This window comes from Nocardioides sp. Z50_6, assembly GCF_058215755.1.
This window is the reverse complement of record NZ_JBZAJB010000003.1, coordinates 20,985-37,184: the sequence shown is the minus strand read 5'-3', so window position 1 is coordinate 37,184 and position 16,200 is coordinate 20,985. Positions and strand designations below refer to the sequence as shown.

Genomic DNA, 16,200 nt, shown 5'->3' with positions numbered 1-16,200 from the left:
GAAACGTGACGCGGGCGCTCAGAGCAGGCGTCGCTCGGAGGCCCAGCGGGTCAGCTCGTGGCGCGAGGAGAGCTGGAGCTTGCGCAGCACCGAGGACATGTGGGTCTCCACCGTCTTGATCGAGATGAAGAGCTCGCGGGCCACCTCCTTGTAGGCGTAGCCCCGGGCGATCAGCCGCATCACCTCGCGCTCGCGCTCGGTGAGCCGGTCCAGGTCCTCGTCGACCGCCGCAACCTCGATCGACCCGGCGAAGGCGTCCAGCACGAAGCCGGCCAGGCGCGGGGAGAAGACCGCGTCGCCCTCCGCGATCCGGCGGATCGCGTCGACCAGCTCGGGGCCGGTGATCGTCTTGGTCACGTAGCCCCGGGCCCCGCCACGGATGGTGCCGATCACGTCCTCGGCCGCGTCGCTCACGCTCAGCGCCAGGAACTGGGTGGCCGGGGCCGCCACGGGCGCCGCCGCGATCCGGCGCATCACCTGGACTCCCCCACCGCCGGGCAGGTGGACGTCGAGGAGGACGACGTCGGGCCGGTGCTCCTGGATCGCCAGGACCGCCTGGTCCACGTCCGCCGCCTCGGCGACCACGTCGACCGTCGCGGCCCCCGCGGAGGCGAGCTCGGCGCGCACCCCGGCCCGGAACATCGCATGGTCGTCGACGACCACGACCCTGGTCCTGCTCTGCTCCACCTATGCCTCCTCGAGCGGCATCCGCAGCCGCACCTCGGTGCCGTCGCCGGGCGCGGACCGCACCTCGGCGGTGCCGCCGTGCCGCTCCATCCGGTCCATGATGCTCCCTCGCACGCCGAGGCGGTCCTCCGGCACCCCCGTGAGGTCGAAGCCGGCGCCGCGGTCGCGCACGAAGACCTCCACGGCCTCCGGCCCGACCTCGGCGTAGACGTCGACCCGGCCGGTGCCGGCGTGCCGGGCGGCGTTGACCACCGCCTCGCGCATCGCCAGCACCAGCGGCCGGAGAGCCTCGGTCAGTGTCACGTCCTCACCGACGGTCACCACGTCGACGACCGCGCCGTGCTCGTCCTCCACCCGGGCGGCCGCCTGACGGATCGAACCCAGCAGGGTGTCGGCGTCGGTCGCCTCCCCGGCGTAGAGCCAGGCCCGCAGCTCTCGCTCCTGGGCCCGGGCGAGCCGGGCCACGGTGGCCCCGTCGTCGGCGTTCTTCTGGATCAGCGCGAGCGTCTGCAGCACCGAGTCGTGCAGGTGGGCGGCCATGTCGGCGCGCTCCTGGGTACGGATCCGCTCGGCCCGCTCCGCCCCCAGGTCGGAGGCGAGCCGGAGGATCCAGGGCCCGAGCACCACCGCGAGCCCGACGATGCCCAGGAGCGCTGCCAGGCCCACCTCGCGCACCTGGGCGAAGCCGTCGTTGCTCACCGCGAACAGGGTGATCGCCCCGGCCACCAGGCCCGCCCCGGCCACCAGGCGCAGGTAGGAGGCCAGGGTCCCCCGGCCGAAGACCGCCCGCACCGGTCCGAGCCGGCCGGTGGTGTCGAGCCAGCGCTCGCGCTGCGCCTCGTCGGCCTGCCGCCACAGCAGGGCCACCCCCGCGACGGCGAGCACCAAGGGCCACAGGGCGCCGCCCGTCCCGACGAACGCCTGGAGCACCAGCACCATGCCGAGGCCCAGCGCCCCCAGCGCGATCGCCGGTCCGACGTCGGTGAACCGGGCCACCCGGCCCGGACGCCGGCCCGTCCGGGTGGCGCCCTCCACCCCGGGCGCGGCGGTCTCGAACCGGGCGTCCGAGGGCAGGAAGAGCCACATCGCGGCATACATGGCGACGCCCAGACCACCGAGCGCGGTCGCCGCCACGAAGGCGGCCCGGACCCAGAGCACGGGCACGGCGAGATGGCGCGCGAGCCCCGAGGCGACCCCGCCGAGGACGAGCTCCTCGGAGTCCCGGGTGGCGCGCCGGGGCTCCGGCCACGTCTCGGGGCCGGGTGGGAGGATGCCGGAGGTGGTCATGAGAGCACCATCGTCTCAGGCCGGCACCCCGGCGACCATGAGGTCAGCCCCCGACACGACCCCGAGATCGGTCGGGTCGGGTCCGGGCCGGGCCAGGGTCTCCCCCGATGGCGGGCACGCGTGGAGCAGAGCAGGGTGGAGCACATGGACGAGACCTCAGGACCCGACACCCGGGCCACCGGACCGACACCCCCGCGCGGTGAGCCGTCGAACGCCCCCGGGCCACGCGTGACCAGCGAGCAGGTGCGAGACGTCAACCGCCTCCGTCGCCCGGTCGACCGCAAGATCGCCGGCGTCGCCGCCGGACTCGCCCGGCACCTCGACATCGACCCGCTGCTGGTCCGCATCGCCTTCGTGGTGCTGGTCTTCTTCGGCGGTTCCGGCCTGGTGCTCTACGGCGCCCTGTGGCTCCTTCTCCCCGAGGACGGCGCGAGCGAGGCGCCCCTGCATCTCGACGAGCGCAGTCGCGGGATCGCCGTGATCGGGGCCGGAGTGCTGGCCGCCGTCCTGCTGCTCGGCGACACCTGGAACCTCTACTGGTTCCCGTGGCCGCTGGCCCTGGTCGCGCTCGCGGTCTGGTACTTCTTCTTCCGCGACCAGACGCGGCGGCCCGCGCCCACGCCGTACGCCGGCACTCCCCCGCCGACCGCGGGCCCGGCGCCGGGCACGGCGCCGCTCGATCCGGTCGCGCCGGCCTCCCCGGTGGACCCGGTGGACCCGGTGGACCCGGTGGACCCGGCCGTGGGCTACGCCCCGAGCTATGCCGAGACCTACGGCGGACCCCCGCTCCCGGCGCGGCCCCCGCTGACCAGGCCCAGGGACCCGCACAAGCGCGGCCCCCTGCTCTTCTGGCTCACCTGCGCGCTGATCGCCCTCTGTCTCGGCGTGCTCGGCATCGTCGACCTGGCCGGTGCGCAGGTCGTGGAGAGCGCCTACCCGGCGCTGGCCCTGGGGATCGTCGCCACCATGCTCGTGGTCGGCGCCTTCTACGGCCGGGCCGGCGGGCTCATCGCGCTGGGCCTGGTGGCGGCCGGCTGGATGGCCGGGAGCATGGCCACCGAGGAGTTCCGCGGCGATCGCCTCGAGATCGTCCCGATCACCCCGACCGAGCTGCAGCGCACCTACGAGATGAACACCGGCGAGCTGCTCCTGGACCTGCGTGAGGTCGACGACCTCGACGCCCTGGACGGCCGCGACGTGGACGTCTCCGGTGGCGTGGGACGCATCGAGGTGCTGCTGCCGGACGGCCTGGCCGCCGACGTCGACGCCAGCGTCGGAGGCCCGGGCCGGGTGGAGCTCTTCGACTCCGTGGACCGCGGCGGGATCGGCGCCAGCGCCTCGGCCTCCAGCAGCAACGACGACGACCAGCCCAGGATCAGCCTCGACGTCGGCATCGGCGTCGGCGAGATCGTGGTCACCAGCGAAGGAGCGATCCGATGACCGAGCACGGGTACGACGCAGGCACCGACGTGTCCACCGACCCCTTCGCCCCCGAGGGGCCGGTCCAGGAGCCGGGGGGCCGGCACCCGCTCAACATCACCCACCTGGTGATGGGCATCGCCTTCCTCGGGTTCGTGGCGGTGTGGGCGGCGATCGTCTCCGACCTGGTCCACGTCGACGACCTGCGCTGGCTGCTGCCGGTGCCGTGGGTACTGGCGGGTCTCGGCGGGCTGCTCGCGGTCGCCTTCGGCAGCCGCCGTACGACCTGACACGTCACCCCCCACCACTTCTGCTCAGCGGACCCGGCCCGGCCCGAGGCCGAGCCGCGCGGCGAACGCCGACCGCCCCGCGGGGATGAAGCAGGAGTGGCGCAGCAGGTGGTACCAGGCGTCGATGCGCCTCGGGTCGTGGGCGCGAGCGAGGCTGTCGTCCGCGTCGCGCAGGACGCCGACCGCCCGGTGCACCAGGTCGTCCGCGGTGTAGCCCCTCCGGATCCAGCCGGCACGCACCAGCGCCCTGGCCCGCCGCAGGTCGGCCCGCTGCCGGGACACCTCGAGGTGGTGGCCGCCGTCGTACTCGTGGAGCACCCGGGTGCCGGCCAGCCGGAGATCGCCGCGCGCCACGAAGAGCCCGTCGTCGTCACGGACGTCGGCCTGCGGCTCCACCTCGACGCCACAGACCTGGTGGAGCCGTCGCAGCACCGTCTCCCACGCGGACTCCGACCGGCCGTCGGCCAGTGCGAGCACCCGGCGCAGCCGCGGTGCGCCGCGGCAGCGCACGCGTGCGCACTCCTCCAGCCCGGCACGATCGGTGACGGCGAGGTGGAGCGCGGAGTCGACCAGCACGGTGAGGTCCAGGTCGAACAGGTGGCGACCGAGGCTCAGCAGGGTGGGCCCTGGCGGATCCACCGGCACTCCCGCGATCACCACGGGCTCCTCGAGCCGGCTCGGGCGCTGCACGGCGAGCCCCGGCCGCACCGGCCGGCTCCCCTCCGGCGGCATCGCCACGAAGACCGGGATCCCGGCGGGGAGGGGTGGCAGCCAGAGCCCGTGGAGCACCGCGGCGGTGAGGTGGGTGAAGCGCGCAGCCGGCGGGAGCACCAGGCTCCAGGCCCGCAGGTCGGCCAGGAACGGGTCCGGCGTCTCCACCCGCCGGTGCACGCCTCGGGTCACCGCCGTCCATCCGGCGCCGGCTCGGGTCCCGCTCGTGGTCCGCTTGGTCTCCGCCACGGCGATCAGCCTGGTGGTCGAGCCGACGTCGTGCCTCGTGGCCGTCCCGTGCGTGTGGAGTCGTCCGGGAAGTGGTGGGTTGGTGACGACGAGCGGGCCGGACGGCGCATCATCTCGCCAGTTCCGCCCCGCACGGGCGGCCCGGGCGGGGCGCAAATGATTCGTCCCGGCGGCCGCCACTCCGTAGAATCGAGCGAGTGCGCCAACTGCCTCTGACCGACCCGGGAACCGCCGACCACCGGTCCCCGGGACGCTTCCTCTGGTGGATGGCCAAGGGCCAGTGGCAGACGCTGGCCGGGGGGATGGCCTTCGGCATCGTCTGGATGGGCGCGCAGGCCGTGATGCCCGCGGTGCTGGGCCGGGCCATCGACCGCGGTGTCGCCGCCCGCGACGGCGACCAGCTGCTCCTCTGGGCCGGGGTGATGCTCGCGATCGGCCTCGTCCAGGCCTTCAGCGGGATCATGCGGCACCGTTTCGCGGTGACCAACTGGCTGATCGCCGCCTACCGCACGGTGCAGCTGGTGGGCCGGCACACGGTGCACCTGGGCGGCACCCTGCCCCGCAAGGTCTCGGCCGGCGAGGTGATCGCGATCGGCACGAGCGACATCTCCCACCTGGGCCAGGTGATGGACGTGACCGCCCGCTTCGCCGGGGCGATCGTCTCCTTCGCCCTGGTCTCCGCGATCCTGCTCAGCACCTCGGTGACGCTGGGCCTGGTGGTGCTGATCGGCGTCCCGCTGCTGATGCTGCTGGTCGGTCCGCTGCTGAGCCCCCTGCAGCGCCGCAGCGCCCACCAGCGTCACCTGATGGGCGAGCTGTCCAACACCGCCACCGACATCGTCAGCGGGCTGCGGGTGCTGCGCGGGATCGGCGGCGAGCAGGTCTTCCTGTCCCGCTACCGGCGGCAGTCGCAGGAGACCCGGCAGGCCGGCGTCCAGGTGGCCCGGGTCCAGTCGGTCCTCGATGCGCTGCAGGTCTTCCTGCCCGGGTTCTTCGTGGTGCTGGTGGTCTGGCTGGGTGCCCGCTCCGCGGTCGCCGGTGACATCACCGTCGGCGAGCTCGTCGCCTTCTACGGCTACGCGGCGTTCCTGATGATCCCGCTGCGCACGGTCACCGAGTACGCCAACAAGTTCATCCGGGCCCGCGTCTCCGCCCGACGGGTCTGCACCGTGCTGGCCCTGACACCGGAGCACACCGACCCGCAGACCCCCGCCCCCTCCCCGCCCCCGGGCTCGGAGCTGTACGACGCCCGCAGCGGCCTGCGGGTCCGCCCCGGCCGGCTGCTCGCGGTCGTCTCCGAGCGCCCCGACGAGTCGGCGCTCCTGGCCGACCGGCTGGGGATGGCGGCCGCGGAGCTCGACCACGACGTCACCCTCGGCGGGGTGCCGCTGCCCGCCCTGAGCCGCCGGGAGGTCCGGGAGCGGATCGTGGTCTCCGACACCGGGGCGACCCTCTTCTCCGGCCGGCTGGCCGACCGGCTCGACGTCAGTGGGCAGGGCGGGGAGCAGGCCGTGCGCGCCGCCCTGGCCACGGCCAGCGCCGAGGACGTGCTCGAAGCGCTGCCCGACGGGCTGGACACGGTGGTCGCCGAGCGCGGGCGCAGCTTCTCCGGCGGGCAGCGCCAGCGGCTGGTGCTGGCCCGGGCGCTGACCGGCGACCCGGAGGTCCTGGTCCTGGTCGAGCCCACCTCGGCGGTCGACGCCCACACCGAGGCGCGGATCGCGGCGCGACTGCGCAGGCACCGCGCCGGGCGGACCACCGTGGTCACCACCACCAGCCCGCTGATGCTGGACGCCGCCGACGAGGTGGTGCTGCTGGCCGACGGCCGCGTGGTGGCCACCGGCACGCACGCCGAGCTGCTCGACTCGTGCCCGGACTACCGGGCCGTGGTCACCCGCGAGTCCGAGACGGAGCCCACCCGATGAGCGCGGGCACCACCCTGCCGGTGGCGCAGAGCGGCGAGGTCGGGCGCTATGCCGTCTCGGTCCTGCGCCGCCATCCCCGGCTCCTGGTCGGGGCGCTGACCCTGCACGTGCTCGCCGCGGTCGCGGCGCTGGCCGCTCCCCGGCTGCTCGGCGACCTGGTGGAGGCGGTCGAGAACGGGACCACCGTGGGTCACGTCGACCGGATCATCCTGCTGCTCGCCGGCTTCCTGCTCGTGCAGACGGTGATGACCCGCTACGCCCGCCTGGTGAGCCAGATCCTCGGCGAGCAGGTGCTGGCCGAGCTGCGTGAGGACTTCGTCGACAACGCCCTGGCGCTGCCGATCGGCACCGTGGAGTCGGCGGGCTCGGGCGACCTGATGACCCGGACCAGCCGCGACGTCGAGCAGCTCGGCTGGTCGGTGCGCTGGGCGCTGCCGGAGTGGACGATCGCGGCCGTGACCGCGGTGCTCACCCTGGCCGCGGCGATCAGCGTCGGGTGGTGGGTGGCGCTCCCCTGCCTGCTGGCGCTGCCACCCCTGGTGATCGGGCTGCGGTGGTACCTGGCCCGGGCCAAGGACGGCTACCTGCGCGAGTCCGCGACGTACTCCCAGATCAACTCCACCCTCACCGAGACCGTCGAGGGCGCCCGGACCGTCGAGGCCCTGGGCCTGGCCGAGGAGCGGGTCGCCCGGATCGACGCGGACTGCAAGGACTCCTTCGACGCCGAGCGCTACACCCTCTCGCTGCGCACCCGCTTCTTCCCCAGCATGGAGATCTCCTACCTGCTGCCCACCGTCGCGACGCTGCTCTTCGGCGGCTGGCTCTACACCCGGGGCAGCGTCAGCCTGGGCGAGGTCACCGCGGCCACCCTCTACGTGCAGATGCTCATCGACCCGGTGGACCGGATCGTGGCGATCCTCGACGAGCTCCAGATGGGCGCCGCCTCCCTGGCCCGGCTCCTCGGCGTCGCCCAGGTCCCCGACGACCGCGAGGCGACCGACGCCCGACCGGTGGACGAGCGGCTGCGGGCCGAGGACGTCCGGTTCGCCTACGTCGAGGGCCGCGACGTGCTGCACGGTGTCTCGATGGACATCGGCGTGGGCGAGCGGATCGCGATGGTCGGGCCGTCGGGGGCCGGGAAGTCCACGCTGGGCCGCCTGCTGGCCGGCATCCACCCGCCGCGCACCGGCTCGGTGACCGTCGGCGGGGTCGGGCTGACCGAGCTCCCGCTGGCCGACCTGCGCGGCCACGTGGCGCTGGTGACCCAGGAGCACCACGTCTTCGTCGGCTCGCTGCGCGACAACCTGGCGCTGGCGGTGCCCGAGGGGCGCACCGCCACCGACGACGACGTGCGCGCCGCCCTCGACGCGGTGGACGCCCTCGACTGGGTCGAGGCGCTGCCCGACGGGCTCGACACCGAGGTGGGCTCCGGCGGCCTGGCGCTCAGCGCGCCGCAGGCCCAGCAGGTCGCGCTGGCCAGGCTGGTGCTGGCCGACCCGCACACCCTGGTGCTGGACGAGGCGACGTCGCTGATCGACCCGCGCGCGGCCCGCCACCTGGAGCGCTCGCTGGCCGCGGTGCTGCACGGGCGCACCGTGGTGGCGATCGCGCACCGGCTCTTCAGCGCCCACGACGCCGACCGGGTCGCGGTGGTGGAGGACGGCGTGATCACCGAGTTCGGCTCCCACGACGAGCTGGTCGCCGCGGGCGGGTCCTACGCCGCCCTCTGGGAGTCCTGGCACGGGCGCGACTGAGCACCGCAAGGCTCACAGATTTCGGGCGCGGGTCTTCACCGGCCGCGACAAACTGTGACAGTGTTGCTGTCACAGTCTCGTCCGCAGAGGAGTAGGAACCCGATGAAGCTCGCCACGCAGCTGATGTACGACGGCAACCCGCGCGACACCGCCGACACGGTGGTGGGGTGGGAGAAGGCGGGCCTCGACGTCGTCTGGGTGGCCGAGGCCTACGGCTTCGACTCGCCCACCCTGATGGGCTACCTCGCCGCCAAGACCGAGACCGTGCAGATCGGCTCGGCCATCCTCAACATCTACTCCCGCACTCCCGGCGCGCTGCTGCAGACCGCCGCCGGCCTGGACAACGTCTCCGGCGGCCGGGCGATCCTGGGCCTGGGCGCCTCTGGCCCCCAGGTGATCGAGGGCTTCCACGGCGTGCCCTACAGCAAGCCGCTGGCCCGGACCGCCGAGGTGATCGACCTCGTCCGGCGGGGCCTCGAGCGCCAGCCGCTCACCTCCGAGGGCCTCTTCCACCTGCCGCTGGACAAGGAGCACGGCGCGGTCACGGGGCTCGGCAAGGCCCTCAAGCTGCTGACCCGTCCCGAGCGGGCCTCGATCCCGATCTGGATCGCGGCGCTCGGCGAGAAGAGCGTCGCCCAGACCGCCGAGATCGCCGACGGCTGGATCCCGCACCTCTTCCACCCCGAGAAGGCCCACCTGGTCTGGGGCGACGCCCTGGAGGCCGGCAAGGCCAAGCGGCTGCCCGGCCTCGACCCGCTCCAGATCACCGCCGGGGGCATGGTCGCCATCGGCGAGGGCCCGGAGACCAAGGCGCTGCTCGACTTCGTGCGGCCGATGTTCGCCCTCTACGTCGGGGGCATGGGCGCGAAGGGCAAGAACTTCTACAACGACGTGGCCAAGGCCTACGGCTACGAGCAGGAGGCCGAGGAGATCCAGGACCTCTACCTCTCGGGCAAGAAGAAGGAGGCCGAGGCGCGGATCCCGCTCGACTGGCTGGAGGCCGCCAACCTGGTCGGACCGGCCTCCTACGTCAAGGAGCGGATCGCCGCCTTCGAGGAGGCCGGGGTCACCCACCTCAACATCACCCCGGTCGGCGCCGACCCGACGGCCACGATGGCCCAGGTCAAGGAGATGGTCTCCTGATGAGCACCAGCACCGTCTTCGAGGCCGAGCACGAGGACTTCCGCGCGACCGTGCGCACCTTCTTGGAGAAGGAGGTCGTGCCGCACCACAAGCAGTGGGACGCCGACGGCATCGTGCCGCGCGAGCTCTGGGCCAAGGCCGGCCAGGCCGGCCTGCTCTGCTTCGACGTCCCCGAGGAGTACGGCGGCCCCGGGATCGACGACTTCCGGTTCAACGTCATCGTCTCCGAGGAGGCGACCCGGGTCGGCGCGAGCGGCCCCGGCTTCTCGGTGCACACCGACATCATCGTCCCCTACCTGGTCAGCCTGGCCGACGAGGAGCAGAAGCGGCGCTGGCTGCCCGGCTGCGTCTCCGGCGAGATCATCACCGCGATCGCGATGACCGAGCCGGGCGCCGGCTCGGACCTGCAGGGCATCAGGACCACGGCGGTCGACGCCGGTGACCACTACGTGCTCAACGGGTCGAAGACGTTCATCTCCAACGGCATCAACGCCGACCTGGTCATCGTGGTGGCGCGCACCGACCCCGAGGCCGGCCACCAGGGCATCAGCCTGCTGGTGGTCGAACGCGGGATGGAGGGCTTCGAGCGCGGCCGCAACCTGGACAAGATCGGCATGCACGCCCAGGACACCGCCGAGCTGTCGTTCACCGACGTCCGGGTGCCCAAGGAGAACCTGCTCGGCGAGGCCGGCCAGGGGTTCATCTACCTGATGATGAACCTGCCGCAGGAGCGGCTGATCATCGGCGCCCAGGCGGTGGCCGCCGCCGAGCACGTCGTGGAGCTGTGCCTGTCCTACGCCAAGGAGCGGGAGGCCTTCGGCCGCCCGATCGGCAAGTTCCAGCACACCCGGTTCCTCCTGGCCGAGATGGCCACCGAGGCCCGGGTGGCCCGGGCGTTCCTCGACGACTGCATGCGCAAGCACCTGGCCAAGGAGCTGACCGCCGTCGACGCCGCGATGATCAAGTGGTGGGCCACCGAGCTGCAGAACAAGCTGGTCACCCAGGGCGTCCAGCTGCACGGCGGCTACGGCTACATGATGGAGTACCCGATCGCCCGGGCGTTCATCGACAGCCGGATCTCCACCATCTACGGCGGCACCACCGAGATCCAGAAGGAGATCATCGGGCGCAGCCTCGGCATCTGACCCGGCCCGGGCCCGACGACGCGGCTACTCCCCCGCGTCGTCGTGGTCGTCGGTCCCCAGCGTCTGGCTGGACTCGGCGCGGCTGCGGGAGGGGTCCTCGGTGCGACCCGCGGACTCCTCGAGGATCACCCGCGCCTGCCCGGCCGGGTCCTCGCTGCCGGCCGCCCGCTCCTCGGGCAGCAGCTCGGCTCGCCGGTCCACGTCGTCGTGGTCGGCCGGGGCTGGGGTCTGCTCGTTCGGTGTCTGGCTCATGCGCCCCCCGTACCTTGCGCGCAGCGCCCACAAACGTTCGGACGCTGCGCCGAACCGCTTGCGGACATACCCCCGGTAGGTGAGACTCGCGTCACACTCAACCCGAGGGAGCATCTGAATGACCGACGTCCTTGCCGAGCGCGACCGGATCCAGCAGCAGGTGGAGGGCCGGACGCTGATCGACGCGCTGGCCGACACCGTCGACAGGCACGGCGACGAGCCGGCGTACTCCGACCGCCACCGCGTCGAGGAGGGGTGGCGGACCCTCTCCTGGCGCGAGACCCGGGAGCTCGCCCTCGACGTCGCCGCGGGCCTGGCGGCGATGGGCGTCGCGCCGGGCGACCCCGTCGCGGTGATGTCCAGCAACCGGATCGAGCACGTGGTCGCCGACATGGGCGCGGTGCACGCCGCCGCGGTCCCGATGTCGATCTACCAGACCCTCTCCCCCGAGCAGGTCGCCTACGTCGCCGAGCACTCCGGCACGAAGGTCGCGATCCTGGAGCACGAGGACCACCTCGCCCGCTGGAAGTCGGCCCTGGACGCCGACGGCGAGATCCGGGTCGTGCTGATCGACGCCGGCTCCCCCGGCGGCGACCGCTTCTCCACCTGGGACGAGCTCGTCGAGTCCGGGCGGGCCAGGCGCGCCGAGCGCCCGGGCGAGCTCGAGGAGCGGCACCGCGCGCTGACCCCCGACAGCCCGGCGACGATCCTCTACACCTCGGGGACCACCGGCAACCCCAAGGGCGTGGTGCTCACCCACCACAACGTCGCCTTCGAGGCCGTGAGCACCCTGGAGGCGGCCGGCCTGGTCGACGACCGGCAGACCCAGATCAGCTACCTCCCGCTGGCCCACATCGCCGAGCGGATCCTCGGCGTCTACGGACCCCAGATGCAGGGCAGCCACCAGTACTGCATCGCCGACCCGTCGATGCTGCTCGCCACCCTCGGCGAGGTCCACCCCACCGCGTTCTTCGGCGTCCCGCGGGTCTGGGAGAAGATCCAGACCGGCATCGCGGCCAAGCTCGCGGCCGACCCGAACCCCGACAACGTCCGGATGGTCCAGGAGTCGATGGCCGCCGGTCTCGCCTGGGTCGAGGCGCAGGAGGTCGGGGGCACGATGACGCCCGAGGTCGAGGAGGCCTACCGCAAGGCCGACGAGGCCATCCTGGGCTTCCTCAAGCTGCTCCTGGGCCTCGACCAGGTGCGCTGGGCCGGCTCCGCGTCGGCCCCGATGCCGCTGGAGACCACCCGCTTCATGGCGGGCCTGGGCCTGAAGGTCTTCGACGTGTACGGGATGACGGAGACCTGCGGCGCGGTCACCGCCAACGGGCCGGGCGGCTTCCGGATGGGCACCGTCGGCCGGGCGACCCCGGGCATGGAGGTCACGCTGGGCGAGGACGGCGAGGTGCTGGTGCGCGGGCCGGTCAACACGCCGGGCTACCACAAGCAGGAGGACGCCACCCGGGCCCTGATCGACGCCGAGGGCTGGCTGCACACCGGGGACATCGGCACCATCGACGAGGACGGCTTCGTCTCGATCGTGGACCGCAAGAAGGAGCTGATCATCACCTCGCAGGGCAAGAACATCGCGCCCTCCAACATCGAGAACTACCTCAAGGAGTCGCCGATCATCGGCCACGCCATGGCGATCGGCGACGGCCGCCCCTACGTCGTGGCGGTGCTGACGCTGGACGGCGAGGTCGCCCCGGTGGTGGCCCAGCAGCTGGGCCTGGAGTTCACCGACCTGGCCGACCTCGCCTCCCGCCCGGAGATCCGGGCGATGGCACAGGCTGCGGTCGACAAGGCCAACGAGCGGCTCTCGCGGCCCGAGCAGGTCAAGGCGTTCGAGCTGCTCGGCACCGAGTGGACCGCGGAGTCCGAGGAGCTCACCCCCACGCTCAAGCTGAAGCGCCGCGTGGTCAACCGCAAGTACTCCGACCTGGTCGACCGGCTCTACAGCTAGTCGGCAGCACCACCCGGGCGCCGGACCGTAGTAGATCGAGTGATTTACTGCGGTCCGGCGTTCCACGTCAAGCGGGAACGAGAACGGAGACACAGCACGTGAAGCAGGAACGGGCGCAGGCACCGACCTACGCGGTGATCGGCGCCGGCCCCAGCGGACTGGCCGCCGCCCGATCCCTCCAGCGCCGAGGGCTGGCGTGGACCGGCTACGAGCGCGCCGACGGCGTCGGCGGCCTGTGGGACATCGACGCCGAGCACAGCACCGTCTACGAGTCGGCCCACCTGATCTCGTCGAAGACCACCACGCAGTTCGCCGAGTTCCCGATGGACGACGCGGTCGCCGACTATCCCGGGCACCGCGAGCTGCTGGCCTACTTCAACGCCTTCGCCGACCGCTTCGGGCTCCGCGAGGGCTTCCGGTTCCGGACCACGGTGACCCGGGTGGAGCCGGACGGCGAGGCCTGGCTGGTGACCGTCACCGGCCCCGACGGCACCCGGACCGAGCGCCACGCCGGCGTCCTGGTGGCCAACGGCACCCTCAGCGAGCCGGCCGTGCCCAGCTTCCGCGGCAGCTTCGACGGCGAGGTGCTGCACACCAGCGCCTACAAGCGGGCGCAGGTCTTCGCCGGCAAGCGGGTGCTGGTGATCGGGGCCGGAAACTCCGGCTGCGACATCGCCGTGGACGCCGTGCACCACGCCGCGTCGGTCGACCTCAGCGTGCGCCGCGGCTACTACTTCGTCCCCAAGTACCTCTTCGGCCGTCCCTCCGACACCCTCAACCAGGGCAAGCCCCTCCCCCCGCGGATCAAGCAGGCGATCGACACCCGGGTGCTCAAGGCGTTCACCGGCGACCCGGCGCGGTTCGGCCTGCCCGAGCCGGACTACAAGATCTACGAGTCCCACCCGGTGGTGAACTCGCTGGTCCTGCACCACCTCGGTCACGGCGACATCACGGTGCGCCGCGACGTGGACTGCTTCGACGGGGACGGCGTGCGGTTCGTGGACGGCGAGCGCGCGGCCTACGACCTGGTGGTCCTGGCCACCGGCTACCGGCTGCACTACCCCTTCCTGGACCCGGCGCTCCTCGACTGGGCCGGCCCGGGCAGCGGCACCTCCCCGGACCTGCACCTCAACATCTTCGCCAGGAACTCCCCCGGCCTGTTCGTCCTCGGGATGGTCGAGGCATCCGGGCTGGGCTGGCAGGGCCGCTACGAGCAGGCCGACCTGGTCGCCGCCTACCTGGCCGCCCGGCGCGACGACCCGGTGCGCGCGACCCGCTTCGAGCGCGAGCAGGTCCACGGCCCGGCGCCCGACCTCACCGGCGGCTACAAGTACCTCGGGCTGGAGCGGATGAGCTACTACGTCAACAAGGACGCCTACCGGTCCGCGGTCCGCGAGGCCCTCGCCACCCTCCAGCAGAAGGAGCAAGCCTCGTGATCGCCCAGTTCACCCCGCTCGTCGCGGACGTGGACAGCATCAGGATCGCCTTCGAGGAAGGCTCGCTGACCACCCTCAAGATCGTCATCGGGGCGATCCTGTTCGGCATCGCCCTGGACACCACGCTGGAGGACTTCAAGCTCGCGGCCCGGCGCCCGGGCACGATCGCCATCGGCGTGGTGGCGCAGTTCCTGCTGCTGCCGGCGCTGACCTTCGGGCTGACCCTGCTGCTCGACGTCCGCGGGTCCGTCGCGCTCGGGATGATCCTGGTGGCCTGCTGCCCACCCGGCAACGTCTCCAACATCCTGACCCACCGGGCCCGCGGCGACGTGGCGCTCTCGGTCTCGATGACCGCGGTGGGCAACGTGCTGGCGATCTTCGCGATGCCGCTCAACGTCGCGTTCTGGGGCGCCCTGCACCCCACCGGCAAGGCGGTGCTGGAGGAGATCGAGCTCTCCGCCTGGGACATGCTCTCCGAGATCGCGCTGGTGATCGGCCTGCCGTTCGTCGCGGGCCTCACGATCGCCCGGTTCTGGCCGGTCGTCGCCGCGAAGGCGGGCAAGGTCGTGGGGCCGCTCGCCTTCCTGGGCCTGGGCGCGGTGATCGTGGTCGGCGTCGCCAACAACTGGTCGATCTTCGTCGACTACATCGGCGTGGTGGTGATCGCGGTCTTCCTGCACGACGCGCTCGCCCTGCTGCTCGGCTACGGCATCGCCAAGGCCACCCGGCTCCCCGACCCCAGCACCCGGGCGATGACCTTCGAGGTCGGCATCCGCAACGCCGGACTCGGCCTGCTGCTGGTCTTCTCCTACTTCGACGGGCTGGGCGGCATGGCGCTCGTCGCCGCCTGGTGGGGCATCTGGGACATCATCGCCGGGCTGGCCGTCGCCCAGTGGTGGCGGTCCAGGTCGACGGCACCGCGGAACCAGGAGGCAGCGGTATGACCACGATCCTGGTCACCGGGGGCAGCGGCTTCCTCGGCACCTCGGTGGTGCGCGGGCTCGCCGAGGCCGGCCACCGGGTCCTCAGCGCCGACCTGCGCACGCCGCCGGAGCCCGCTGGGGGCGTGGAGCACCTGGTCATGGACGTCACCGACCCGAGCGCCGTCGAGGCCGTCTTCGCCGGCCGCGACGTCGAGGTGGTCGTCCACCTGGCCTCGATCGTCACTCCCGGCAAGGACAGCTCCCGCGAGCTCGAGCACGCCGTCGACGTCACCGGCACCCAGCACGTGCTGGAGGCCTGCCTGGCCCACGGCGTCCGCCGGGTCGTCGTCTCCTCCTCCGGGGCCGCCTACGGCTACCACCCCGACAACGGCGCCGCCCACGGCGGCTGGCTCACCGAGGACGACCCGGTGCGCGGCAACGAGGAGTTCGCCTACAGCCACCACAAGCGGCTGGTGGAGGAGATGCTCGCCGGGCTGCGGGTCAGCGACCCGCAGCTGGAGCAGGTGGTGCTGCGGATCGGCACGATCCTCGGCGAGCGGGTCGACAACCAGATCACCGCCCTCTTCGAGAAGAAGCGGCTGCTGAAGATCCGGGGCAGCGCCTCCCCGTTCGTCTTCATCTGGGACACCGACGTGGTCGGCGCGATCGAGCGGGCCGCGACCGGTGAGGTGACCGGCGTCTTCAACGTGGCCGGCGACGGGGCGATGACCATCGACGAGATCGCGGCCGCGCTGGGCAAGAGCACCCTGGCGATCCCCGAGCCGTTGCTGCGCGCCGTCCTGGCGGTGGGCAAGCGGCTCGGCCTCACCGCCTACGGTCCGGAGCAGACCGTCTTCCTGGCCCACCGCCCGGTCCTGGACAACACCAGGCTCAAGACGGTGCTCGGGTACGTGCCGTCGCGCACCACCGCGGAGGCGTTCGACGCCTGGCGGACGGCGCGCGGGCAGGCGGGCGCACTGCCTCAGATGAGGTAGCCCGGAGCGCCCTAGGGGAAA

At 72.8% G+C, this 16,200-nt stretch carries 14 protein-coding genes; 10 read left to right on the top strand and 4 right to left on the bottom strand.

Annotation, left to right across the window (positions count from 1 at the left end; all coding sequences use genetic code 11):
• Nucleotides 1–18 precede the first annotated feature (18 nt).
• Together AC4BGE_RS09215 and AC4BGE_RS09210 are read right to left on the bottom strand one after the other, a co-directional pair.
• A complete protein-coding gene (locus AC4BGE_RS09215; RefSeq protein ID WP_490575094.1) occupies nt 19–687 on the bottom strand; it encodes a response regulator in 669 nt (222 codons plus the stop codon).
• Nucleotides 688–1,974, bottom strand: a complete 1,287-nt coding sequence (locus AC4BGE_RS09210) for an ATP-binding protein (protein WP_490575093.1) — start codon at nt 1,972–1,974, stop codon at nt 688–690.
• Nucleotides 1,975–2,118: 144 nt separating this feature from the next.
• Here AC4BGE_RS09210 and AC4BGE_RS09205 point away from each other — a divergent pair, with 144 nt between their 5' ends.
• On the top strand, nt 2,119–3,414 hold the full coding sequence (locus tag AC4BGE_RS09205; protein WP_490569350.1) for a PspC domain-containing protein: 1,296 nt from the start codon (nt 2,119–2,121) through the stop codon (nt 3,412–3,414).
• Nucleotides 3,411–3,683, top strand: a complete 273-nt coding sequence (locus tag AC4BGE_RS09200) for a hypothetical protein (protein WP_490569351.1) — start codon at nt 3,411–3,413, stop codon at nt 3,681–3,683. Before AC4BGE_RS09205 ends, AC4BGE_RS09200 begins: the two co-directional genes overlap by 4 nt.
• Before the next feature lie 24 nt (nt 3,684–3,707).
• On the opposite strand, the gene AC4BGE_RS09195 is transcribed toward AC4BGE_RS09200, so the two are convergent.
• Nucleotides 3,708–4,643: a hypothetical protein gene (locus tag AC4BGE_RS09195; protein ID WP_490575092.1), complete on the bottom strand. Its 936-nt coding sequence runs from the start codon at nt 4,641–4,643 to the stop codon at nt 3,708–3,710.
• A 197-nt stretch (nt 4,644–4,840) separates the two neighbouring features.
• On the opposite strand from AC4BGE_RS09195, the gene AC4BGE_RS09190 reads away from it, so the two are divergent.
• From AC4BGE_RS09190 to AC4BGE_RS09175, 4 genes are all read left to right on the top strand, one after another.
• Nucleotides 4,841–6,568 carry an ABC transporter ATP-binding protein gene (locus tag AC4BGE_RS09190; RefSeq protein ID WP_490569353.1) on the top strand — a complete coding sequence of 576 codons (1,728 nt, stop codon included), beginning with the start codon at nt 4,841–4,843 and terminating at the stop codon, nt 6,566–6,568.
• The gene (locus AC4BGE_RS09185) at nt 6,565–8,322 is read left to right on the top strand and encodes an ABC transporter ATP-binding protein (protein WP_490569354.1); all 1,758 of its coding nucleotides are present in this window, start codon (nt 6,565–6,567) and stop codon (nt 8,320–8,322) included. Before AC4BGE_RS09190 ends, AC4BGE_RS09185 begins: the two co-directional genes overlap by 4 nt.
• 102 nt (nt 8,323–8,424) lie before the next feature.
• Nucleotides 8,425–9,465 carry an LLM class F420-dependent oxidoreductase gene (locus AC4BGE_RS09180; protein ID WP_490569355.1) on the top strand — a complete coding sequence of 347 codons (1,041 nt, stop codon included), beginning with the start codon at nt 8,425–8,427 and terminating at the stop codon, nt 9,463–9,465.
• Nucleotides 9,465–10,610: an acyl-CoA dehydrogenase family protein gene (locus tag AC4BGE_RS09175; RefSeq protein ID WP_490575091.1), complete on the top strand. Its 1,146-nt coding sequence runs from the start codon at nt 9,465–9,467 to the stop codon at nt 10,608–10,610. The genes AC4BGE_RS09180 and AC4BGE_RS09175 overlap by 1 nt, the downstream gene beginning before the upstream one ends.
• A gap of 24 nt (nt 10,611–10,634) precedes the next feature.
• On the opposite strand, the gene AC4BGE_RS09170 is transcribed toward AC4BGE_RS09175, so the two are convergent.
• Entirely contained in the window at nt 10,635–10,862 is a 228-nt protein-coding gene (locus AC4BGE_RS09170; protein ID WP_490569357.1) for a hypothetical protein, read from the bottom strand.
• A 118-nt stretch (nt 10,863–10,980) separates the two neighbouring features.
• Here AC4BGE_RS09170 and AC4BGE_RS09165 point away from each other — a divergent pair, with 118 nt between their 5' ends.
• The 4 genes from AC4BGE_RS09165 to AC4BGE_RS09150 all read left to right on the top strand — a co-directional run bounded on the left by AC4BGE_RS09165 (nt 10,981) and on the right by AC4BGE_RS09150 (nt 16,179).
• The gene (locus tag AC4BGE_RS09165) at nt 10,981–12,825 is read left to right on the top strand and encodes an AMP-dependent synthetase/ligase (protein ID WP_490575090.1); all 1,845 of its coding nucleotides are present in this window, start codon (nt 10,981–10,983) and stop codon (nt 12,823–12,825) included.
• 98 nt (nt 12,826–12,923) lie between these two features.
• Nucleotides 12,924–14,261 (top strand): flavin-containing monooxygenase, encoded by a 1,338-nt coding sequence (locus tag AC4BGE_RS09160; protein WP_490575089.1) that lies wholly within the window; start codon nt 12,924–12,926, stop codon nt 14,259–14,261.
• Entirely contained in the window at nt 14,258–15,205 is a 948-nt protein-coding gene (locus tag AC4BGE_RS09155; RefSeq protein ID WP_490575088.1) for a bile acid:sodium symporter family protein, read from the top strand. The genes AC4BGE_RS09160 and AC4BGE_RS09155 overlap by 4 nt, the downstream gene beginning before the upstream one ends.
• Nucleotides 15,202–16,179 carry an SDR family oxidoreductase gene (locus tag AC4BGE_RS09150; protein ID WP_490575087.1) on the top strand — a complete coding sequence of 326 codons (978 nt, stop codon included), beginning with the start codon at nt 15,202–15,204 and terminating at the stop codon, nt 16,177–16,179. The genes AC4BGE_RS09155 and AC4BGE_RS09150 overlap by 4 nt, the downstream gene beginning before the upstream one ends.
• Nucleotides 16,180–16,200 lie beyond the last annotated feature (21 nt).